The organism is Arthrobacter sp. TMP15 (genome assembly GCF_039529835.1).
Classification (GTDB): Bacteria; Actinomycetota; Actinomycetes; order Actinomycetales; family Micrococcaceae; genus Specibacter.
This window is the reverse complement of the sequence record NZ_CP154262.1, coordinates 2,140,838-2,163,846: the sequence shown is the minus strand read 5'-3', so window position 1 is coordinate 2,163,846 and position 23,009 is coordinate 2,140,838. Positions and strand designations below refer to the sequence as shown.

General features: G+C 60.9%; 19 protein-coding genes. 13 read left to right on the top strand and 6 right to left on the bottom strand.

Annotated features, from left to right (window positions below; translation table 11 throughout):
* Positions 1-13 precede the first annotated feature (13 nt).
* The 7 genes from AAFM46_RS09550 to AAFM46_RS09520 are packed head-to-tail and all read left to right on the top strand — an operon-like array spanning position 14 to position 8,439.
* On the top strand, positions 14-1,429 hold the full coding sequence (locus tag AAFM46_RS09550) for a type IV secretion system protein (RefSeq protein WP_343317533.1): 1,416 nt from the start codon (positions 14-16) through the stop codon (positions 1,427-1,429).
* Positions 1,422-2,894 carry an SCO6880 family protein gene (locus AAFM46_RS09545; RefSeq protein ID WP_343317532.1) on the top strand — a complete coding sequence of 491 codons (1,473 nt, stop codon included), beginning with the start codon at positions 1,422-1,424 and terminating at the stop codon, positions 2,892-2,894. The genes AAFM46_RS09550 and AAFM46_RS09545 overlap by 8 nt, the downstream gene beginning before the upstream one ends.
* Positions 2,891-4,348: an ATP-binding protein gene (locus tag AAFM46_RS09540; protein WP_343317531.1), complete on the top strand. Its 1,458-nt coding sequence runs from the start codon at positions 2,891-2,893 to the stop codon at positions 4,346-4,348. The genes AAFM46_RS09545 and AAFM46_RS09540 overlap by 4 nt, the downstream gene beginning before the upstream one ends.
* Complete coding sequence (locus AAFM46_RS09535; protein WP_343317530.1) at positions 4,345-6,156, top strand: TraM recognition domain-containing protein; 1,812 nt, start codon at positions 4,345-4,347, stop codon at positions 6,154-6,156. Before AAFM46_RS09540 ends, AAFM46_RS09535 begins: the two co-directional genes overlap by 4 nt.
* Positions 6,143-6,676: a hypothetical protein gene (locus AAFM46_RS09530; RefSeq protein ID WP_343317529.1), complete on the top strand. Its 534-nt coding sequence runs from the start codon at positions 6,143-6,145 to the stop codon at positions 6,674-6,676. The genes AAFM46_RS09535 and AAFM46_RS09530 overlap by 14 nt, the downstream gene beginning before the upstream one ends.
* A 51-nt stretch (positions 6,677-6,727) precedes the next feature.
* Positions 6,728-7,879, top strand: coding sequence for an ArdC-like ssDNA-binding domain-containing protein (locus AAFM46_RS09525; RefSeq protein ID WP_343317528.1), 1,152 nt, complete (start codon positions 6,728-6,730; stop codon positions 7,877-7,879).
* A 59-nt stretch (positions 7,880-7,938) separates the two neighbouring features.
* Positions 7,939-8,439: a single-stranded DNA-binding protein gene (locus AAFM46_RS09520; RefSeq protein ID WP_343317527.1), complete on the top strand. Its 501-nt coding sequence runs from the start codon at positions 7,939-7,941 to the stop codon at positions 8,437-8,439.
* Between the two features lie 530 nt (positions 8,440-8,969).
* Here the strand turns inward: AAFM46_RS09520 and AAFM46_RS09515 are convergent.
* From AAFM46_RS09515 to AAFM46_RS09490, 6 genes are all read right to left on the bottom strand, one after another.
* On the bottom strand, positions 8,970-10,487 hold the full coding sequence (locus tag AAFM46_RS09515) for an FRG domain-containing protein (RefSeq protein ID WP_343317526.1): 1,518 nt from the start codon (positions 10,485-10,487) through the stop codon (positions 8,970-8,972).
* Positions 10,488-10,806: 319 nt separating this feature from the next.
* Positions 10,807-11,388, bottom strand: a complete 582-nt coding sequence (locus tag AAFM46_RS09510) for a hypothetical protein (RefSeq protein ID WP_343317525.1) — start codon at positions 11,386-11,388, stop codon at positions 10,807-10,809.
* A gap of 27 nt (positions 11,389-11,415) precedes the next feature.
* Positions 11,416-15,003, bottom strand: coding sequence for a MobF family relaxase (gene mobF, locus AAFM46_RS09505; RefSeq protein WP_343317524.1), 3,588 nt, complete (start codon positions 15,001-15,003; stop codon positions 11,416-11,418).
* Positions 15,000-15,548 carry a hypothetical protein gene (locus AAFM46_RS09500; RefSeq protein WP_343317523.1) on the bottom strand — a complete coding sequence of 183 codons (549 nt, stop codon included), beginning with the start codon at positions 15,546-15,548 and terminating at the stop codon, positions 15,000-15,002. Before AAFM46_RS09500 ends, mobF begins: the two co-directional genes overlap by 4 nt.
* A 277-nt stretch (positions 15,549-15,825) precedes the next feature.
* Positions 15,826-16,062 carry a glutaredoxin domain-containing protein gene (locus AAFM46_RS09495; RefSeq protein WP_343317522.1) on the bottom strand — a complete coding sequence of 79 codons (237 nt, stop codon included), beginning with the start codon at positions 16,060-16,062 and terminating at the stop codon, positions 15,826-15,828.
* Between the two features lie 40 nt (positions 16,063-16,102).
* Positions 16,103-17,125 carry a DUF4192 domain-containing protein gene (locus AAFM46_RS09490; protein WP_343317521.1) on the bottom strand — a complete coding sequence of 341 codons (1,023 nt, stop codon included), beginning with the start codon at positions 17,123-17,125 and terminating at the stop codon, positions 16,103-16,105.
* Between the two features lie 331 nt (positions 17,126-17,456).
* Between AAFM46_RS09490 and AAFM46_RS09485 the strand changes: the two genes are divergently transcribed.
* The 6 genes from AAFM46_RS09485 (at position 17,457) to AAFM46_RS09460 (ending at position 22,863) form a co-directional block, all read left to right on the top strand.
* A complete protein-coding gene (locus tag AAFM46_RS09485; protein ID WP_343317520.1) occupies positions 17,457-17,579 on the top strand; it encodes a hypothetical protein in 123 nt (40 codons plus the stop codon).
* Positions 17,580-17,924: 345 nt separating this feature from the next.
* The gene (locus AAFM46_RS09480; protein WP_343317519.1) at positions 17,925-18,152 is read left to right on the top strand and encodes a hypothetical protein; all 228 of its coding nucleotides are present in this window, start codon (positions 17,925-17,927) and stop codon (positions 18,150-18,152) included.
* Positions 18,149-20,038: a hypothetical protein gene (locus tag AAFM46_RS09475; RefSeq protein ID WP_343317518.1), complete on the top strand. Its 1,890-nt coding sequence runs from the start codon at positions 18,149-18,151 to the stop codon at positions 20,036-20,038. The genes AAFM46_RS09480 and AAFM46_RS09475 overlap by 4 nt, the downstream gene beginning before the upstream one ends.
* Positions 20,035-20,901, top strand: coding sequence for a hypothetical protein (locus AAFM46_RS09470; protein ID WP_343317517.1), 867 nt, complete (start codon positions 20,035-20,037; stop codon positions 20,899-20,901). The genes AAFM46_RS09475 and AAFM46_RS09470 overlap by 4 nt, the downstream gene beginning before the upstream one ends.
* Entirely contained in the window at positions 20,898-21,659 is a 762-nt protein-coding gene (locus AAFM46_RS09465) for a DUF6339 family protein (RefSeq protein WP_343317516.1), read from the top strand. The genes AAFM46_RS09470 and AAFM46_RS09465 overlap by 4 nt, the downstream gene beginning before the upstream one ends.
* Positions 21,660-21,666: 7 nt before the next feature.
* Positions 21,667-22,863, top strand: a complete 1,197-nt coding sequence (locus tag AAFM46_RS09460; RefSeq protein WP_343317515.1) for an HNH endonuclease — start codon at positions 21,667-21,669, stop codon at positions 22,861-22,863.
* The last annotated feature ends 146 nt before the right edge of the window (positions 22,864-23,009 follow it).

The window sequence follows — 23,009 nt, the reverse complement described above, 5'->3', positions numbered from 1 at the left end:
AGGCTGCGGCATTGTGTCCGCGGCAAAGGACACCGTCACTTCAAGCATTAACGGCTTCTTCGCCGGAATCTTGGAGAGCATTGCCTCCTGGCTGTGGTCCTTCATCTCCGGGGCGTTCGGTGTCTCCAACGTTGACGATTCCCAGTGGACGGCGGTCCAGGGACTGACGAGTTGGTGGATTGTTGTAATGATGACGCCGCTGGTGGCCGTCATGATCCTGCAACTGGTCTCGGGCCTCATCTCCCAACAACCACGCCGGATCTGGCGGGCGCTGATCGGCGGTGCCATCGCCGTCCCCGTCGTCGGCGGCGCCGTGTATCTGATGCAGACCCTGACGCATGTCAGCGACAGTGCCTCGACAGCACTGCTGGCCACAATGGGATCTGACCCGTACGTGGTCTTCATGCGACTCTTTGGCTTCCAACGAGGCCCGGCTGGTTCCGGTCAGGCGTGGATTGTCAGCCCGATCGGCGGGCAGGCCACGACAGGAGACCAAGTCACCGGCACCATCGTCGTGACCGTCTTGGCAACTCTCATTGTCTGGGTGCTGGCGTTCATCCTGATGTGCTCGATGATCTTCCGCTCCTTCGCCCTGATCGTGCTGGCCGCTGTCGCCCCGGTCGCCCTGATGCTGATGCCATGGGAGAAGACCAAATCCTGGGCAGGGCGGTGGTGCGAGCTCGTCGTTGCCCTGCTGCTGGCGAAACCGTTGGCCGCGACTGTTCTGGCCGTGGCCGTCAAGCTGTACGCCAATTCCACCTCCTTTGCCGGGATGGCTGCCGGCGCTGTGGGCATGACCTTGGCTTGTGCGGCACCGCTGATGGCTCTGAAACTTGTCGGATTCGCCGGTGGAGAACTCGCGGCAGCCGCCCAAACTGCCGGTGGAGGCCATCTTGCCCACACGGGGGCAAACTTTGCCGGGCGGCAGCTGGGGCAACAGCTCCGGGGCCACCACATGCTCACCACTGGCAGCAGCATGAAAAGCCCCAAAGTGGTGCAATCAAGCACGAAGCCCGAGACGGCCCACGTGAAGGAATCTGCCGATTCAGGCTCGACATCCTCGTCCGAGAAACCCAAGATTCAACAACGCCCGGGGGCGGCGACGACGCCGCAGGCACCGGCTGCACAGTCTCCTACTGGGCCGGGTGCGGGCCAGACATCGGCGACCCCGACTCCGGGGCGGCAGCAGAATTCTGGACAGCCCCGCGCCCCCCAGTCCCCGCCGACGGGAAACCCCTCCATGGCGGGGAAGACTACGCCTGCTCCATCACAGCTGCCGAGCACCAGTGTGCCGCGCCCAAGGGCCGCTTCAACGAGTTCTGAATCATCACCTCCGAAGGCTGCATCTGCTCCAAAACCGCGGCCGCCGGCGTCCCGGCCCGCCAATCCACCCATCAGACCACCCCACACAGGAGGACCTCATGACTGAGAACAGCAACGCCCTGCAACCGGTGAGTTTTCCCCGTCACGAACGCCGCGGTGTCATCGTGGGGTTGCAGTGGTACCAACTCGCCATCGCCGGGGGAGGGGTCCTCATTGCTGGAGTGTCCTCGGCCATTGGCGGGCCTGCCGGGTTCCTGGGTTCCAGCCCGGTCTGGATCTTCTTGCTGCTCTTTGGGGTCCTGCAATACGCGAGAACCCCGTATCCCCTCTGGGCGCTGACCGGGACCCGGTTCCTGGTCAGGAAGCTGACCGGGCAAACCACCTATTTCCTGCCCACCGAGGACCCGGCCCCGGTCGGCACTCTGGTTCTTCCCGGTGGGCTCGCATCTCTGGTCATTCATCGAACCGTCTACGGTGAGTGCTTTGTTGTGGACGCCCAGGCCCACGAGGCCTTCGCCGTCCTGCGCTGCCGGGCCGGAGCTTTCGCCCTGCTCGATGATGATGACAAGGCCTACGCCGTCCAGGGCTGGTCCCGGGTGCAAGCCGCCCTGGCCAAGCGACCCGTCGTAGCCAGAATTTCCATCCAGGACCACACGGTCCAGTTTCCGGCCAGAGCCCTCCAAGACTATTACGACCAGCAAGTGACCTCCCGCGGCGGTGAAACCCCCGCTACCGGCTGGGGTGACAGCTCTTACAAGGACCTCATCGCTGCGGCCGGAACGGCATCGAGCCATGAAATTCTTATGACACTGGTGTTGAACACCGCCAAAGCCCGGCGCCGGATCCACGACGCAGGCGGCGGGACACTCGGGCTGGAAAGTACCCTGCGCTCAGAAATTCATGCACTGCGCACCGGGCTCAAAACCCACGGGGTGATCGTGGAGGAATGGCTCGGAGACAGGAGCTTCGCCGCGATCCTGCGCGGAGCCTTTGACCCCGAATCGGTCATGCGCACCTCCCAGAGGTCGGGAGACTTTAAGGGCGTTGACCCCAGGCAGGGCGGCCCCATGGCGTTGGAGGAACACTGGTCCTACATTCGCACCGACAGTGGCTTCCACCAGACCTTCTGGATCGCGGAATGGCCCCGCCAAAAAGTCTTCCCCGGATTCCTCCACCCGCTGGTCTACGTCGGCGGCTTCCGCCACACCGTCACTCAGATCATCAAAGCCATCCCCACCGACCAAGCACTCAAGGACATCCGCTCGGCCCAGGAAGCCCATGAAACCAGGCGGCGGATCAACAGCAAATTCGATCGCCCCACCACACGCGAACAACGGGCCGAGGAAGAAGAAGTCCAACTACGCGAGGAAGAAATCGTCTCCGGCCACGGTGACGTCCGCCCTGCCGCCTACGTCACCATCACCGGGGACTCACTGGAAGAACTCTCCAGCCACCGCCAAGAACTCGAATCAGCAGCCGCCAGCGCCTTTGTCGATCTGCGCTTGCTCGTGGGTGAGCAATGGCCGGCCTTCATCGCCGGGGGACTACCCCTGGGAAGGGGACTGAAATGAAAACCAACCAGCAGGCCGTCGCCTTCATTCCAAACAACGAATCCCGCATCGCCAGACGAGAACGCCGGGCCCTGCAGGAGAAAGCCGTCGCCGGTCGGCAGGAACCCTTCTGGAAGAAGATGGGACTGTTGGCCGGCGACGAGGAAGGACACGCCACCACGAAACCGCAGCCGTTTGGCCCGCATTCCCTAAAAGGTCCGCACCGGCTGCACCCGGCCCCTCACCATGCCTCCACCATGACCTTCGCCGCCGCCTATCCGTTCCTCACCGAATCCGGGCTCGGACACGAAGGCACCTACATCGGGAGCGATGTCTTCGGCTCCGGTGCCTTCACCTACGATCCCTGGGTCCTGTACGAGAAGGGCGTCATCAGCGGCCCCTCCATCGTGATCATCGGCACCGTGGGGACCGGCAAGTCCATGTGCGCGAAGTCCCTGGTGGCCCGCTCCATCACGCTGGGACGGAAGGCCGCCGTTGCCTCCGATCCCAAAGGGGAATGGGTGTCGGTGGCGAACGCTGTGGGCGGGAAGGTCATTTCCGTGGGCCCTGGCCGGTCCACTAGAGTCAACCCACTCGACGCCGGTCCCCGCTCCCGGGATCTGTCGAATGCGCAGTGGCAGGCCGTGGTCCGGCAACGGCGCCGGCAGCTGCTGGTGGCGCTGGTATCCCTGATGAGACAGGGAGTGCCTATGCATCCGGTCGAACATACAGCGCTGGACATGGCGTTGACCGAGGCGGTTGCCGCCAATGAGACTCCGACACTGCCCATGGTCCTGGAATACCTCCTCAACCCCTCGGAGGAGACCCGGGAACTCGTCGGCCCCGATGGTGGCCGGGCCGTCGCCCATTCCCTCCGGCGCACCGTCTCCGGGGACCTGGAGGGGATGTTTGATGCACCCTCCACGGTCTCCTTTGACGCCGACGCGCCCATGATGGTCATGGACACCTCAGCCCTGATCGGCGCCTCGGAACAAGCACTCTCCCTGGCCGCAGCCTGCGGGGCCACCTGGCTGGAAGCGGCCATCACCAACCCCGACGGCGGCAAGCGCATCGTGGTCTACGACGAGGGCTGGCGCATGCTGGCGGACCCCTACATGCTGGTCAAAATGAGCGAACAGTGGCGGCTCGCCCGTACATATGGCATCGCGAACCTGTTGATCATGCACAAAGTCGCGGACCTCAATGAGATCGGAGACAGTACCAGCGGCCACCGCCAAAAGGCCCTGGGCCTGCTCACCGAAGCGGACACCCGGATCATTTACCGGCAAAAGCACGACTCCATGAGCCTGACCAAGGATGCGCTCGGCCTCACCGAGGCTGAATGCGGCCAAGTGGAGGAACTACCCAAAGGGGTCGGGTTGTGGAAGGTCGGCAACCGTTCCTTCATCGTCGCCAACGAGGTCACCAGCGATGAACTCACAGTCTTCAGCACCGACGACCGGATGATGCCATGAGCATCGTGCACGCAGACTCCACACCCTTCATTACCGTGGGCCTGCTGTGTGCGGCGGGTTATGTCGGGTTCAGTGGACTGACCGCGGCGGCTGCGAACGTGGCCTCCCAATGGAAGTGTGGGCAGGGGCTGAGCGGCCCACCCAGTCCGGTGGCCGCCGTCGGACTATTCACCGGCAACTTCGCCACCATCGGACAGGCACCGCCAGGATGCGAGATGGACGTTGGTGCGGTCTGGGTCCTCCTTGGCCCGGTGCTGGTGCTGCTGCTGGTGGCCGTCTTGTTCGCCTTTTTCCTGTGGCGGAGCTGGCGCCAATCCGGGGCGTGGCTGCGCCAAGACATCCTTGGCCGCGACGGCATGGCCCAGCGGGCCGAAGTGGTGCGAGAGTTCGGCCGGCGTGCGGCCGTCAAACGGGGCAGGATCACCCGCCCCGGACTGAAACACCCACGCCTGTCGGACGTGTCCTGGACCCTGGGCACCTCGCGCGGGACCAAGGTTCACGTCTCGACCGAGGAATCCATGGTCATCCAAGGCGCCCCACGCTCCGGCAAAGGCTTGTTTGTTGTCATCAATGCCATCTTGGATGCACCGGGCGCGGTGGTGACGACCTCCACCCGAGCCGACAACCTTGCCGTCACCATGAAAGCCCGGGCCACCGGTGGGCGCCCCGTGACCGTTTTTGACCCGCAAGGCATGTCCGGACTAAAATCCACCCTGCGGTGGTCCCCGGTGAGGGGTTGCGAGGACCCGGACGTGGCCGTCCGGCGGGCACTGGTCATTTCGGCGGATTCGAAAATGAGCGGCGAAAACGCTGCATGGCAGAAGCGGGCACAGATTGTCCTGCAATGCCTGCTGCACGCAGCAGCCCTCTCAGGCGAAGGTATTCAGGCCTTCCGGCGCTGGTCATCGAACCCCACACTGGCCACCGAGGCGCTGGACATCCTGCACGGGCCAAGAGCAGCCCTGGGCTGGCATTCAGACCTGATGGGCATCCTCGAGGACGACCCTCGCAACACGTCAAACTCCTGGATCGGTGTTTCCGCAGCCGTGGCACCCCTGTCCTCGCCCCGGGTTCTGGCTGCATTGGATCCGGTAAATCGTGAGGACGAATTTGATCCCCAAGCCTTCATCCATGAGCGCGGGACCCTGTACCTAATTGGCACCAAATCCGGGGCAGCGGCCGCGGGACCGTACCTGTCGGCGTTGATTGATGACATTGACGCCGCGGCTAGGGACATGGCCTTCACCGCCCCCGGCGGCAGGCTGGATCCGCCCCTGTCCCTAATCCTGGACGAAATCGCGAACCTCTCGCCCTGGCCCGGACTGCCGATCGTGCTTTCCGACGGCGGCGGCATCGGGATCTCCACCATGGTCGTCCTCCAATCCCTGTCCCAAGCCCGCTCGGGCTGGTCGATCGAGGAAGCCTCCACCATTTGGGAATCAGCCATCATCAAAGTCATCTTCGGTGGCGGCTCGGACGAAAGGGATCTGCGCGATTTGGCCTCCTTGCTGGGGGAGCGGCGCCACACCTACAGGACCCACTCCTGGTCATCCCAAGGCAGGCAGGAAGGCGAACAGGTCAGGGATCTGCCTGTCATTGCCCTGCACGAAATCCGGCGCCTTCCCGCAGGGACCGCCCTGATGCTGGGCCGGCGCACCCGCCCGATCCTGCTGGACCTGCGCGGCTGGCACCAACGCCGCGACGCAGCCGCACTGGGCCGCTCCAAGATCGAGGCCGAGGACGCCCTCGCCCAGGGCCATGTCCGCCAGAAAATCGTGGAGGCCGAGATCCGCGATGATTCCCTTTGATGACGACGAGGCCGCCGACAGGCTCTTCGGCGACCTCGCAACGGGTGAGCTCCTCGAAGGGCCTCCCGCTGGTCTGGTGGATCCCACATATCGGTGGAGGGACCTTGACCGGGTGAGCGCACCCAAGGCGTGGAGGGCATTGAGCGGGTGGGTGTCCTGGTTCGTGGCCACCTACCGGTTGACGACCTCGGTCGTCCCTGATTGCTGGTGGCGTCACCCGGAACTCGTCGCCGAGCTCTACGCCCTGCAAAAGGCCGAACAAGCCTCCTACACGCCAACAGATCCTGGCTTCGGGCCGCTCGGCTTTCTCGAACGCCTGCCCCTGGCCATCGAACGCCTGAGGCTGGAGACCAGAACCATTGGCTGCGTAGGGCTCCAAGTCCACCGCGAGACCAGCCCCCGACAGCTTCCCACCGATGACCCGGAGTTTCTGGAATGGGCCACCGAACCACACCAAATGGCGCCCGACAATATACCGGGCTCTGGTCATGTGGTTGGGGGCAGTTCCAGCCATGGATAAGTATCACCGCAAACACGGAGATAACTCTTAGAAGTAAGGGAGGCGGCCGCCGTGGCCCCTGCAACAAGCGAACACCCGGACAACAAGGAGGAAGTGGGCCAGCACCCAGCCGGCCCACGTCCGAGCAACGAAGACCGGCTGGCCGGGCTAACCCAACAACTGCAGACCCTGCTGGAGAACGCCATTTCCACACCCGGACGCTGGCACATGCTCCTGGACACCTCAGCAACCCTGTGGCGCTACTCCGGCGGCAACATCGCCCTGCTCATGGCACAAATGGAAGAACGCGGACAGCAGCAACCCCTGCTGGTGGCAGGCTTTCGAGAGTGGGAACGCCACGGCCGCAACGTCCTCAAAGGCGAGCACGCCCTGTGGGTCCTCGCACCACGGACAGCAAGCAAGAGCGCTGCTACGGAGCCGGGAGCTGAAGCCAAGCCAACACTCGCCGTTGCTGAACAGGCCAGCGGCAGCACCAAGGAAACTGATCACCGAAGAATTGTTGGATGGCGCGCCCAATCCGTCTTCGACGTGTCCCAAACAGAGGGGCAACCCATCTACATTCCGCGTCCCATGGTCGAGGTAGGATCCTCGCCCATGGGGTTGTGGTCATCATTGGTGAAATTCGCACAGAACCAAGGATTCACCGTCGAGCAATCAATGAGCCAATACGGCCTCTCGAGCGGATACACAGACTTTGCCAGCCGCAAAATCCAGGCAGGCGCCTGGCTGGGCCAAGAACAACGTGTCGCCGTGCTCGCCCACGAACTCGGCCACGTCTGCCTCCATGGCCCCGACGACAAACTCGGGAAACTATACGGCAGCCGTCTGGACCATCGCGGCCTGGCCGAAGTCGAAGCCGAATCCGTCGCCTACACAGTGTTGCGTGCCCACGGTATCGATCGCAGCGCCCAATCAGGCAGCTACCTCGCAGGATGGGCCGACCAAGTGGTCGCTGTCGAACAATCCAGGCTGTCGGGTTCACCGACCGGGAAGGAGCCTGCCAGCAGGCTGGAGATCGCCCGCTCCACTCTGGCCCGGGTGACATCTGCCAGTCGCTCCATCCTGGAAGTTACACAGCCACACAACCTGGGCGGCAAACCAGCCACAGCCGGCATGGCCGTCGCCAACTACCGCGGCGACCTCACAGGGCCAGTGACCGGCCACCAAGCAATCGGCACCTCACCGAAGATCGACGCGTCATAAGCCAAACAAGTCTCCCGGCCGGGCACTCCGGCCGGGACTATGAAAGGTAGGGAAAGAAAATGGGCACCAGAATCCCAGTCAGCATCCACGGCAACCTCGTCGCCGATCCGGAACTCACCTACGGGGAGTCCGGCATCGCCCACGCGAAGCTGCGTGTCGCCGTCAACCAGCGCTACCAGGCAACCGACGGCACCTGGCGCGACGGTATCCCCGTCTTCCACAACGTCTCCGCATTCAGGGCACTCGCCGAAAACGTCGCCGGATCCATGAGGAAGGGAGACCCCGTCACCGTGACCGGTGACTTGGAATTCAGGTCCTACGAGAAGGACGGCGCCCAGCACGAAGCCCGCCGCATCGTTGCCGAAGTCGTCGGCCCCGACCTCAGGTTCGGGACGACCTCTTACGAGCGGTCACCCAAAGCAGTCCCTACGGTAACGATGGGAAGCACGGAACATGTCCAATCCCAGCCAGGGGTTACAAATGGTTCGGGGTGGGTACCGACAATGCCGGTCACATCGACGTCGGCGGGAGGATTCAGCTCAAACGGCCTGCAAATGTGAATCCGAAATGGGAGGGGATCATTCGGCTGTTGGCTGACGGGCAGCTTGCTGACTGTCAGCCAACAGCCAACCTCCTGCGACATGAATTCGTCCAGAGTGCCAGCCTAATTCTGTGTCTGAACAATTGCCTCGATTGATAATTGGCAGGTGTTAGAGATCCCGATGCATGACGCCACCAACTAATTTTGCGGACAGAAAAGATGTAAGTCAATGAACTTTTTTGTCGATTTCCGCGACGGTGTAGACCCACCCTTTTGGACGCCGCACGAGAACGGGCCATGAGGCCAGACCGGCGTTTGCCTTGAATCAACTACGTAGCTCATGGGAATCGTACTCGCCTATTTCAGGGGAAAATTCATGGGCACGTTCACTAATCTTTCTCAAAAGGACAGAGGCGTCAAACTCACAACGGTTCGATTTCGCTGTCAAAATCTTGACGTGCCCCTCCATGAATGGCATCAACACTTTGGGTTAGTGGAAGGTCCGAAGAGCAGCCATGTTTCGCGATTCAGCACTTATCCGAACACCCATTACGAGGAAAGGCCGAACGGGCCTTTTAGGTAGTTCACGAGACCACCACGGTCTGGATAGACGGTCGGGAAAGAGAGGCCTTTACGCTCGAGATATTCTCGGATCGTGGGCTTTGCGCTTGCCGTTATTCTGAGAGAGAAAATCGGAACCATGTTAGCCTCGTTCGGTTTGGTTCGAACATCATGCCGTGAGGGGAGGCCAATTATCGACGTTGCGCGAGTAATTTCCGATACGCGCCAGTCGTGAGTAACACCGTCCGACAAGACTTGTGCCACTTTTGGAGTTATGAGAGGCGCGGCTTCTAGGAGAAAACCGGCCCTCTGAGCCCGCATCCGGTCGCTCAGTGCGGGGGGAAACCAGGACCATGTTCTGGAACCCGTCCCCCATCCAACAAGGCCTCGCTCTTCGTCTGTCGTCCAAGAGTGCCAAAACGGTACATCGACTCCTGCAGAAAGCGGATCATCCATATCGGACACCTTCCTAGCCGTCGTTCGAACCGCTCGCCCCCATGCGACGACCCTCCCATCTTTCTCATCGAGTGCAGGATCGGCTTCAGTCGCGAACCACGTCGCAATCTCCGGATCCAGAGACGCGTCAAGGAGTCGGGTTGGTGCGCCATAGTGTTGCAAATCGGCGAAGAATTTTAACGCGGGTGACGTATTCTGGCCCCACCTTCCAGCATGATGCATCCCGGCCATTTCTGCCGCGATCAGTTCCTCTTCCGAAGGTTGTGTGGATTCTTGAACCTTCCTGTAAAGCGAGCTGTGAACGGGCCAAGCTGTGTCTTGCTGTCCGCGCCAGACCAACCTGTGCACATGGTGTTTATCCTGAATGACAGAAAGTGCCTTCAAGAGTGAGCGTACGTCAGTGATAACGGCCGAGTGCTCGTCGAAAAATGTTTCAGCGGATCGGTCAGATCGTGGAATGGACTTTTGCTCGTGGTTGCGCATCTCAAGTTGGGCCGCGGTGTACAGGGAAGGTATTGAGACCGACTCACTTAGAAGCCGCGTGTTGATATGCAACTGTTCCCAGAAGTGCTCCGGGAGGGTTATTCGGCCGGCTGCCGCAGCTAGGGTCGACTGGAAGTCTGCGAAGGTTTCTGGTGGGAGGGTGATTCGACCGGCTGCCGCAGCTAGGGTCGACTGGAAGTCTGCGAAGGTTTCTGGTGGGAGGGTGATTCGACCGGCTGCCGCAGCTAGAGTCGACTGGAGGTTTGCGAAGGTTTCTGGTGGGAGGGTGATTCGCGCGAATGAGTCAGCAAACGCTCGCATACTGGCCAGCACTTCGGGTTGGAGACTTGCCGAAGTCTGGAACTGCTTTTGAAGTTCAGCACGGGTATTTGTGTCGAGCTGGAATGCGGTTTTAGCTCCCAGCGTCGAAGCCACAATGCCTGAATGTTTGTCTGCGGCTCGCCTCGCCTCCTCTGCAGCTTCACTATCTTCCATAAAGGGCTCATCAATTTGCGACGAGTTCGAATCGGTATCGGCGTCGCCCTCAGGCAAAGAATTGTCGCTCATGCCTTGATGCTAATGGATACGACGGTGATCGGTATGGATCAGTGCTGTCGCGTTCAGGGCATCGGGCGTGTATGCGCGACAAGGACTGCTGCTGGTTTGATGGACTGGTTCAATTGGGTTAGCGGTCTGCTTATCGGCTGTCCCATAGAATCCAAGACAGATGGAGTTCATAGGCTCGTTACCTGACAATGCCCGCTCCAAGTAGTGCACTCTGCACCGTCGCTTCGGCCGAAATCGAGTGCGAATTTGTGGACAGGAACACGCTGACTTTTGGCTTACAAACTCGGCCGACCAAAACAAATTGTCCGGACGTGCAGTATCAAGGCTTTGACGGGTTGGCTCGAACGAGAGACTGATATTTGTGATCCCTGAGGTAGGGGAGCGCTTCTGCTGCAGCGAAGGAGTGGTAATCGGTAGCCAGCAGGTAGTAGATCTCGGGCCATGGGCCGTGCACTTGGATCTGGGCGGGATCTGGAGAGATCAGAAGCACGGAACCACGCCAGATTTCGTCTGGGATGGCTTCCATCCAGGCCCGCTGAACGTATCCGAATTTGTCCCAGCGGATGGTAACCCAAGTGCCTGTGGGGTCCAACGAGTGAATGTCTAGGATGGTGATTTCGGTGGTGACTCGGAGCTGAGTTTTGACGGAGGAGAAATGCTCCCATTGCTGGATGGCTTGGGTGATCCACGCTTTGGAACGGCGGATCCTTGCGAACCAGATGGCTCCTGCGACCCCTGCCAAGACGACGGCGATTGCCGCGAATGCCAAGCCTGCTGCCGAGGCGGACGGCTGGGTCAAGAACACGCGAATGGTGATGGCGAGGCAGACGCAGCTGATCACGGTGAGTGTGACTGCCCAGCCGGATGAGGTCTGGGGTTTGACCATCGGATTCGTTCGCATGACTCGGCCTCCGCCTATGTTCTGATTTTACAGCGAGGGGCCGGCATTGAGCACGGATGAATGGGGTCGGGTCGTCGGCTCAGGGGCCGCCGTCGTTGACGTTGCCGTGGGCGTGCTGCCCTTGGCGGTGGAGATGCGGGCCTCAAGCCGGGCTCGCTGGTCGGATTGGTCCCAGTCAGTCGCGTTGGGATGCGCCCCGAGGGGCAGTGCAGGGTTGTCGATGTCCCAGCGGTCGCGGAAGCCGGCGACGTCCCGCACCAGGGATTTCCACGCCTCGTCGTTGGCTTGCAGGCCAGTTTGTTTACGCAGCTGGTCCATCCAGGGTTCTTCGTTGGCCAGGGCGTGAACGGCCACTGTGGTCAGCCGTTTGGTGATCCGGCGCTGAACGTAGTTGAGCAGTTCACGGAGGTCTTCTCGGTCCGTGGGCACTGAGACTGGCGCAATCGTCAGTGTTGCAGTGGAGGGTAGCCGCCGTTGGAGGGCTTGTAGACGTGAGTGCACGACGGCAGCAACGTCGCGGGCACCGGCTGTTGGCTCCAGCCCGCCGACCATGGTTTGCTCGGCGAGGGTCCGGTTGGTGACTGCGGTGCGTCGCCATGCGGCGACCATGGCGCCCCAGGATGGGGACGCTTGCATCTCCGTCACAAGGTCGGGTGAGTGGGTTTTGACGAGGCGGGTGACGTCGTCGGACGCGGCGATTTGAGCCAGGTAGTCATGCTCGGCCAGCAAGCGCGACAGAGAGTTGGCCTGGTTGCGTTGTTCATCGCGGACCTCGTGGGCCGTGTGTTCGGCGCCTTCGACGGAGAGTATGCCGCCAAGGATTTGCTGCCAGTCCGGCAGGGAGGATGGGTCCACACCGTGGTGGTCGCGCGGGTCGGGTTCGCTGATGTAGGCGTGGTTGCCGGCCTTCCCACGGGTCATGGACACGTAGAAGAGTTCACGGGTGAGCCTACCTTCGCTGACCAAGGTATGGCCGGTGTCCACGGTGATGCCTTGGGAACGGTGGGCTGTGGTGGCGTAGCCGAGTTCCACGGACTCGGCGAGATAGCTGGCGCTCAGGATGATTCTTGCGCCGTTGTCCTGGCGGATCCCTGCGGTGGAGCCGTCCGGGTTGGGTGCGTCACAGACGGTGATGAGGGTGCCGTTGCGGATGAAGTCGCCAGTGTCATCGAGGAGGTGGCGGTCGTTGCGCCTGGCAAGGATGGTGTCACCTCGTCCGGCGTGAAGGCCGTCGCTGAGATCCACGGTGGCTTCCGCGTCGACGGCACCGGAGCCGACACGGTCTGCCTGCGCACGCTCGTTGAGCATGGCAACGGTGTCGTTGTCGGGGGCGATCAGGATTGAGGTCTGGCCGGCCCGGATGTCCGCGTCCCAGCTGTTGTAGGCGTTATCGACCATTGCGTCGTAGGTGCCACTGCTGATGCGCTTGTGGGTTTTGTACTCGGTGATGACGTCGAAGTCACCCGTGCGAAGCTTCAAGGAAGCGGCGCGTTCCCATTCATTCGTGAAACGCCAGACCGTACTGAGCCGTTGCGCGTAGCCGGCCCTGTCCAGCCAGCCCAGGACTCCGCCGGCGTCGATGGAATCCAGCTGCGCCGGGTCACCAACGAGCAGAATCTTGGCTCCGGCAACTGTGGCCTGGTCCAGGAGCGCGGCGAGCTGGTAGGTGGAGACCATAGATGCTTCGTCAATGATGACCAGCTGGTTGGTCCGGAACTGCCACTTTGATTGGGTCGCTGTGAGGGCACTCATACGCTGTGCAAGGCTCTCCATGGCCTTGCGGGCTTGCCCATCCATGCCGGGGGATTGACAGGCTGCTTGGTACCTTTCTGCGGCTGCTGCATAGTGTCCGGCCCGCATGGCAGCTCCGGGTCCGGTGGATTCGTAGAGCCATTTACTCACGTTGTCCGTGGCCAACCCGAGCTCGTGGCCGAGGACGTCGGCAGAGGCTGCAGCGGGGGCCAACCCCACAACGGTCCCTGTACTGAAGCAGTCTTCCCAGAGGGTTTTGACGGCGCTCATCGTGGTGGTTTTTCCGGTTCCGGCGGGGCCGACGACGGCGTCCAGCCGCCTGCCGCTGGCCAGTACGGCCTCGGCGGTCCTGCATTGCTCGCCCTGCAAGGACTCGCCACGGGTGCTGAGGAACTGTTGGAGAGCGTCTTTGACGGTCGTGTGCTCGAGGTGAGGACCGGCGTCGTGCATGTGGGCTTTCATGATGGTTTCCTCGCTCGCCAACGTTGAGACATCGGTGAAGAGGTGGGCGCTGGCTAGGTCAAAGACACTGGGGCCGTTGAGCACTAGGTCGGGGGCTGTGGTGGTGGGGATGCCGTAGCGGAACTCGTTGAGTGCCACGGATTGTTCCTCCGCGGATGTGGCGATGGCGTCCATGAGGTGAAGCCGGTCGGCGGCGGTGGCGCAGCGGATCTCAAGGCACACCCGTTCTGCTTCGGCGATCAGGTTCCAGCGGTTCCAGGTTGCCCGCCGTCTGGCGACCAGGTCCTTGACCATCCCTGCAGTGCTGTCGATCCAGGCAGCATCAGCGTCGGCGGCAGCGAGCGGATGAGAGCGTGAGCGGTTGACGGTGGCCGCCAGCACGGCCTCGGGATCGAAGCCCTTGGTGATGGCCCGTTCGCGCCACTGCCGGGTGCGGGTGTTGAGGGGGACGACATCGTGGTTCTTGGCAGTGCGGGTGGACAGCGTTGCCTGCTGGCGCAGCTTGAGTTTGACGGCGTTGCTCGGTTCCCGGCCGTGGGATTCGGACCAGTCGTGAATGAGCCTGTCTGCTTCAATGTCGATCAGCCGGGACCTGCTGGAGAACTCGCGGATGAGTTCATCGTTCACGCCGGCAAGCTGCAAGCTGTAGTTGTGCACGGCGCTGGTGGGTGTGCGAACCTCCGCCTCGGTTCCCAGATCTCGGCCGAGCTGGTCATAGAGCAACCCGTTATAGTGTTCGCTGGCGGCCACGGTGGCCTTGTAGAGCGTGCGTGAGTCAAGGGTGGTCCAGACGCCGTCGCTGACGCGTTGGGCCCGGTTCGCGATGACGACGTGGGTGTGCAGCTGGGGGTCTCCGGAGCGGGACTCCCAGTGGTCGAAGGCGGCCGCGATGGCACCGTGAACGCCGACGTGGGCCACGCCACCGTGCCCGGCGCGGGTGTGGATGGCGGAGGTCTCCAGCCAGGCCAGGGTGGCTTCCAAGGCTGCACGGTGGGCTGCCATGACCTTGCCCTTGTACTCGTCGCTGCCGAGGGCCCAGAGCACCGAGACGGACTTGGGCACACTGAAGGTGAGGTCAAAACCGGCCACCGCGGCCCGGCGAACGGTTTGGCCGTTGGCGCCGGTGACGGTGGAAGCCTGGTTGGGTGTCCGGCCCAGGGCTGCTCCCGTGGAGGGGTGTTCACCTCGTTCAAAGAGAGCTTTCGCGGTTGCATCGGTGACGGTGTCGTAGGGAGTCATGCCGATGCCGGGAAGTCCTGCACCGAGCCATTGCCCGGGCGGGTTGCTGGTGGCAGTGTAGTAGCCGGTGAGGTCCCGGGTTTCGACGTCGGCATGGCTGGTGGTCTTAAGCAGGTAGGAGACACCGGCTTCGGTGGAGAGGCGGGCTATGGAGGCGGTCATGACCTGCCCATTTCTGTGTTCCAGCCGCGGCGTGCAAAGATCGCGGCCGACGTCTTGTCGAGGCGGGTGTTGGCGTCAGAATGCAATCCCAGGACCCGGGCGGCGAGGTGTTGCATGTCCTTGACTGCCCGCTGTTCGCTGAGCTCACGCTGCTTGTTTTCGTGCAGCAAACGCTTCACCGAGCGTTGCAGCTCGTCGGCCTTCGACTGTGCCCGTGATACTGCCTGGGCGCTTTCATTGAGCTGTTCGTAGGCTGTGGCCAGCCTGCCCTCAAATGACCGTGTTATGGTGGCGAGCTTGCGCTTGTTCGCGGACCGCAGGTTACGGATCGTTGCCTCATACAGGGCCGTGAGTGCCGCCATCGCCTCCTGGCTGTTGGGCTTGGAGCGGTCAACGTGGCCGGTCATCCGCAGCTCTTCATCCTGGATGCTTTGCCGGTACTTTCGTTGCCGCTGGCGGTGGGCACACTCTGGGCGGCAGAAGAGCTGCCGGGGGCTGGCGGGGGTGAAGGTGGTGGTGCATTCGGGGCAGGTTCGCGTAGTCATACATCTCCATGGCTCACCGACCCGATTTCTCCATGACCAAGCGTCACGTTTGCCGTCACGCTGGCCGTGACGGCTACCTGCTTCGGTGCCAGAAGTGTGAACGGATTTTTGGTAGCGGCAGCAGCACGGTAGTTGGGGGTGCTGTTGCCAGGGGAATTGGTCGTGGCGTGAGTTGGCTGCAGATGTGGGTTGGGAGAAATGTAGGTGAATTGGTGGGGCGCAGGGGAGTGCCGCATGAGGTCTTCATGCGGCACTGGATCTCCTGTAGGAGGAGCATTTATTGGATGGCGAGCCGGAGTCGTTCGATCTCGGCGGGGTTGAATCCTGACCAGTGGTCGTGTTCGCTGACAACGACGACAGGTGCTTGAGAATAGCCGAGGTCTTGAACGTACTCGAGGGCGGCGACGTTCGTCGTCACGTCGACGACGCTGTAAGTGATGCCGGCATGGTCTAGGGACAGGCAGGTGAACTTGCACTGCTGGCAGCCCGGTTTGCTGTAGACCGTGACCTTCATCGTTCTCACCTCAATTCCCACTTCTCAGTGTCCGGAGGAGTTAGTGCTGGTTCCGGTAGGCGGTGTTCTTGTGTTGGGCCCAGCCGGAGACGACGCCGGCGCCGAGCATCTGGTCCAGTAATCGGGCTAGGTGGTAGTCGGGGTCGAACGTCAGGGCGACGTGCATGTAATTCCCGGCTGCGGTTCCCTTGCCCTTCCACCAGCAGATGTGCCCGAGCATCGTCAACGGCGCTGCCACATGGCTCGGGGATGCGATGGAGAGCAGCTGCCGGAGCAGCTTCTCAGCGCTGTCGATGCGGTCCCATTGCGGGGCTTCGTCGGTGGCGCCGAAGAGTGTGGCTGCCATGGGCTCGTTGATGCCGGGGATGGCGGCCAGGATCTGGTCCCTGAATCCGACGTGCTGCAGCCCGGCCAAGACTTCGGTCAACTGCTCGTGGGTGGCTTCGGCGCCGTGGTCGAGGAGTTCCGTCCATAACTGATAGGCCGCATGGAGGCCTTGGTCGGGGTTGATGGCTAATTCCTGCAACGCTGCCGCGACCGCGTCTTGGTCGACGGCGGCGAACAACTCCGGGATGGCAGGCATGTCGTTCGGTTCGATGGTGCTGCCCTTGTAGACGAGCTCGGCGTTCAGGAGGCTGGATTCAATAGCCGCCAGCGGGGTTTCCTTGCCGCACGTGGCGGGGTTGGCGCCGTCGTAGGTGGCGAAGGATTCGGGGCCGACGATCCATACGTCGTGGACGAGGAGCCCGGCAGCCGCGAGTCGGCGCTTGAGCCCTTGGACCATGGTTGTGAAGGGCTTTTGGTTTCCATGGCCCCATGGCTGGTGGGTGAAGAGGGCGATGAGGACGGCGGTGGCGTCGTGGTCAATGCCGACGGCATGGGCGACGCGCTCGGCGTAACTGTGGCCGACGTCGTCACTGCTGGGCAAGTTGACGCGGAGGGTGGGGCCGAGGGCCTCGCCTTCGAGAGCGACGCAGACGAGGCTTTCCTTCGGCCAGTAGCCGAGGCTGTGGCCCATGTAGCTGATGACGTCGGCCGGGCTGCTGATTCTGATCGGTTCCATTGTCCTGCTCCTCCTGTGTGAACGGTGACTGGTTGTTCGCGGCCGCCTGCTCTGTTGGTGCCTTCTGGTAAGAGGAATCACCGCTGGTTTTAGGGGCCGGAGGGCAACTTGGGGTACCGGGCACGGGGCAAAAATTGTTTCGAGGAAATAAGCGACGTAGGAGCGCCGAGGAAGAATTTTTGGGGGAGTGGCCGGCGCGTAGCGCCCTGGTTGCGTGGAGGGCCCGCCCAGCGATGATGGGGTACCAGAAGGCACAACGTGGTCTTGGCATGTGTTCATAGGGGTCCATTCACCTGGATGTGTAGTTGGGCTGACCCTAGAGTGGCCAAAGGTGGCTACATCAGATTTCATGTTCTTGCCGCCGTGCATGTTCATGGTGATCAAGCTTCTCCACGGCATGGCTGACTGCTTGCACGCAAGCGAGGAGCCTGAGCTCATTGTGGCTCGAGTCTAATAACCCTCAGCAACAATCAAATTCCGATCTTCGAGAGGGGTCCAGCGTGTTCGGCGGTAGATGCCGGCCGCGCGATTGTAGGCGGGGACAAACGGGCCTCCCGCTTCATGGATACGAGTGGACAATTTTCCTAGAGCCGGCATTACGCTGCTGCTCTGACCATAAGCTTTGGGTTCTTGCGCCGAGCAGCTTGGTGGCTACGGCCAATGCCGGGCACGTAGGGCCAATTTCCGGCGGGTCGATACCGAGTGGCCAAGTCCTCAACCATGTCGCATTGCACAACGGTTGTGCAGACTATATGTCCGATATATAGTGTTTATATATCGGAAAAGGATCGGAGAAGTCATGTCTAACGAGACGCGAAACGAACGCTTCAGGCGACTCGCGGCTTCGCGAGGAGATCGGCTCATTCGGGAGATATCTCTTTTGGGGAACTTGGCGAACAGGAAGAACTACGATTTCTCCCCGGAAGAAGTGGATGCCTTGTTCCGTCCAATCGAGGCCGAGCTCAAAGAAGTGCGGGCGCTTTTTGACCCGGCAGCTCCGTCCAATAGAAAGGTGTCATTCAAGTGATAGATTCCCATTTTGGGTTCTACTTCGAAAAAGCGGGCAGGGGCGCCTCGCAAGGCGCCATCACTCCGGCAGGCCAATTCTTCGAAGGATCCCTGGCCGAGGAGTCCTTGGTCCGAGAGACCGGGCAGAATTCTATCGATGCCCGTGCTGGCGCTGCACCTGTGACCATGGTTTTTGAATTGGTGGAGATGCCCACAGCTGAAATTCCTGGGATTGACGGTTTGATCCACCATCTCGCACAGGTCGAGGAGCAGACTCGAGACTCCCAGGGGCACGACAGTATGCTTCTGGCACATAGGACTGCGCTTCAGTCGAGCGTCCCGGTGCTCCGGATCGGTGATTACGGGACGAAGGGACTCGCGGGTTCGGAATCGATCAACGACCCGAAATCTTCGCTCAGCGCGCTGACGCGCGGCGCCGGGATTTCAGCAGATGACGGTTCCCGGGGCGGTTCATTCGGCATCGGGTCGGCAGTCGGCCCGATGGCCTCGGACATGAGTACCGTCCTCTACACGTCACTGCCCTTGGGAACAGCTGATGTCGTCTTTGCAGGATATTGCTGCTTGGCCACGCATCGCGATTCAGGCGGAATGTGGCGGGTCGGTGACGGATTCTTCACGGACCTGAACGACGAGGAGGACTTCAAGTATCTGCGGAATCCCGAGCCCGTGGGACCCTTCGCCCCTCGCACAGCGCCGGGCACAGACGTGTTCGTCTTGGGCTACCGGAAGGCCGACACAGATCCGGATTTGCGACACATCAAGGTTGCCTTCATGAAGAACTTCCTAGTGGCGATCGATCGTGGTGAATTGATAGTCAAAGGCAAGACGTCCACTACCCAATGGGAGCTCAACAGCGAGAACCTGAAGGACCATGTGGTCGAAGACGCGGAAGTCGCGGCCTTCTATCGCGCCATCAAGGACCCGGATCCGATTGTCAAGATCAGCAAGAACTTCGGCAAGATGTCCTTATACATCAATGTTGACGACAACCTAGACAAGACGTTGCACACTATCACCATGCGCACGCCGCTCATGAAGATCGACACCTTCAAGCACACTTCAATCTCGGTGAGATACGCGGCCGTTCTTGAATGTTCTGACATCAAAGGCAACACATTGCTGCGCACTATGGAACCGCCGCAGCATCACAAATGGGACCCGGGCCGCGCGTTGGATGGCGCGAAACTTCTTGAAGAGCTCAAGACCTTTGTTCGCGATGGACTCAAGAGCCGCGTCAAGCAGCAAATCGGAGATCAGGTAGAGGTCAAGGGTCTTTCGAAATATCTGCCCGCCGAGGTTTTCGAAGAAAAGTCGACGTCGGTCGATGCCACAGCGGGGACCCCCGAACCAGGACCGGGTACGGACCGTGAATCGAGCACAGTGCGTGGCGCTGAAGGGCAGGCGCGTACTCCCTTAGTTGGTGGCAGGAAGTCCGTTCCACTCGGAGTCCGCACCGCAGCTAACAGCGACGGCGATTCCCCGACCACCAAGGGCAAGGACACGGGCGGGCCCAAAAAACGCAAGGAAAAGGGTGGCGTTCTACCGGCTGACGGCCAAAATGGTGACGGGACGGCACGGATCACCTCTGGTGACGTAAGTTTCCGCAGCTGGTCTGACGCCTCGACGGGCGACATTTGTCTCGCGTTGACCGCATTCGAGGATATCGCCGGCGACTTGGCGCTCGTCGCCCTCGGGCCGGGCGGGAAGACTGAGGACGACTATGAGTTGCCAATCGTCCAAAGTTCGCTCACGACTGCTGGTGTCACGATACCGCTAAATATCAAGGGGAACGTCCTGTCCCAGCTTGAACTCAAGGCCGGAGTTAGGTCCCAAGTCCGTCTTAAGTTGTCGTCCAACCATCGTTACCGTTTGGGGATCAAATGAGCAAGTCCACAAGAGGTTCGTACCCGCACCCAGTCCTCGATGCTTCCGATGATGTCAACGCCTCCTTCGAGATGTTCCACGTTTCGATTGCTCCGAGCATCGATGATGTGGAGGTGAAGTTCCAGCTGCGGATGGACGAACCATTGATTCAGGCACTATTGCAGGATGGTACGGCCCGCTATTCCTTCCGATGGTCCTGCAGCTCGACCATAGCTACTGGGGAACTCGGCGCCGAAGTCAAGCTGCACCATGCTGACAGCATTTCTTATGTTGGTTGGATCGATCAAGAGTCTATCCGCGGCACAGTCAGGATCGATGTGAAGATCATCGCCGTCCGCGGGTTAGAACAGTACAGGCTTCAGAGCCAGCACAGCGACTATGGCGAGGCGACCTTCCGCGTCCTTCCTGGAGATGTCTTGGCAGATGCAGGGTACTTCGACTTTGAACCAGACAAGTTATATGACCCGCTCAGTCCCCCTGTCGGATCGTGCTTCCGCTTTGCCGTGGACTCGAAGTTAAAGCGGGGGCTGAGTGTCAGGTTTGATGACGATGACCACGTTCTCGTGGCCTTCCCTGAGAAAGTCCTGCCTGGTTTCGGCATGCTCAGGAACCGCCAGGACCTGCAGATCAGCCTCGTCGTCCTACCCGCGCTGATGGAGACGATTTCCTTTATCAAGGAGAACGAGGCAGCCGGCGACGACGGCGAGGACCTCACCGACAGGAAATGGTATACAGCTGTAAGGCGCCTTATTGAGGAAGTCGGTTCTTTTGACCAGCGTTCCTTCGAGCTGGCCCAGAAGATCCTGGGCAACCCGCTGGACAATTCTTTGACAACGCCTTTCGATGGCATGGGGGATGAATGATGGTAGACAAACGCGCATACGCAATGACGTATAGGGCCCTGGTAGAACTCAATTCGGCCTTGGTTGCCGCAGAGTCTCCGGCCGATTTCCTAGCGGAGGCTGACAGCATTGTTTGCCGGCCTGAGAACTTGCTGGCACTTCCGGTGGATCTGGGAACTCCCGAGCTCTTGGACGCAGGAATCGCTGGCGCCGCTGGGCGGGACGTAGAGAACGCGCCACTGGTCTACGAATACCTCGGGGCGCTCGATCGGGCAAACGCCTCGGACCGGCGACTATGGACCTACCTTGCGTTTTCGACGTACCGCGACTACATGGAAGAGCGTTGGCCCTTGGAGGACTTGCGGAGCTGGAAGGGCCGGGTACAGGACCGGTGGATGATGCGAAACGCCACCCGCGGCCGGTTGGTGAGGCACGGGATCTCCCGCCTGTGGTGGGTGGCCTCGCTTACCTATGACCCCAAGACCGAGCATGTACTTTCCCGCTCGTCCGGTGACTCGTTTGCTTACACACGTGAGGTGTTCCGCAATGAGGACCGCCTCAATGCCATCTTCGACAGAGAGGCCGGGGCGTTGCCCGATCTGGTCCGGGGGGTACTTGAACACGCGTCGCAAGGTGGGGTCTATGCAACAGACGATCACATCCGAGTCCTGATGAAAGAAGTGACACTGGTCCATGGGTATCGTGACATCGCATCCCTAGATGGCCAAAGTGTTCGCTCGCTAGTAGCTGAGTCTGCCCCGGCAGTCATCGAGGGGTGACATACCCTTGACACTTTCGGCCCAGCAATCAGCAGCAAGATTGGGTATTGATCCCTCCTCCGCCCGCCATAAACTCCGGAGTGGGGAATTGGTGGGTCGACTTGAGAAGAGGCGCTGGCTTGTTGAAGATCAAGATATCGACGCCTACCTACAGCAGTACGCCGGGAGCGAGGTTCATGTCGTTGAAATGTCGGATTGTGCAGCTGAACTCCCCACCCCAGCATCATCGGCTGTGGTCTCCGAAGCGTTGAAGACCGTTGAGACTGGGAAGCACGCCGGAGCATGGCTGCTTTTGGCCGTGGGCGAGAACAGGGCCTTCGGAAGTAACGACGGCTATGACGACATGCCGAGCACCCACTATCGGTGGGATGACACGGTGCCGAACCATGCTCGAATTAAGGTGGGGGACCCCGTCGTTTTATGGGACAAGAAAGTGAGCCTTGGCGCATCCGTGATCAACTCGATTGATACGGTTCACAAGATCAAGCCCATTTACCGCTGCCCGAATTGCGGCAAAGCTCATATTAAAGCAAGAAAGGTCACCAAGCCGCGTTACCGCTGCTTCAAGTGCAGCGAGACCTTCGACGAACCGACCACCACACAAAAACAGGTATTGGAATTCACGGCTAGTTATGGAAGCTCCTGGGTGGGGCTTGATGGTCTGCTGACTGGGGCCGCACTCCGAGGCCTGTGCCTGAGTCCTAAATCCCAACTCAGCATGCGACCGTTTCGGTGGGACGAATTTCGGGTTATGCTAGCGAACTCCAGCGGCCCCGAGCTCTTAACCGTTCTGGACGCGGCCATGACCTCTATCCCAGGCGGGCACAAACACGCCAACGTGCGCGTGAGGGTGGGACAAGGTGCCTTTCGGCGAAAACTACTGGCAACGTTTGGCGAAATGTGTGCCATTACCGGCCCGGTCCCTGCCGCTGCATTGGAAGCAGCCCATCTCTACAGCTTCGCAAAGAGCGGTGAGCACCATGAGTTCGGTGGTCTGCTATTGAGGAGGGACCTTCACAGGCTCTTTGACCTTGGGTTCATTGCGATCAACCCGCGGTCCTTGGCTATTGACGTCTCACCAACACTTGCCGGCTATCGAACGTATAAAGAACTGGATGGCAAACCTCTGACCGCAGCCCTTGGGAAAAGACAAACTCGATGGCTAGAAGAGCACTGGGCCGAACATCGATCTGGAGCCTATTGACCGGGATTCCGTGGCGATCTGGCGAAACGGGAGAATGGACGCTCAACCGAGCGTCCGTCCCAACAGGTTCAGCTTGGAATGTCCAATAAATTGTTGCAGTCCCAGTATGGTCAAGTTGATCCAGGTCCCGCAGTGTAACTTGCGGT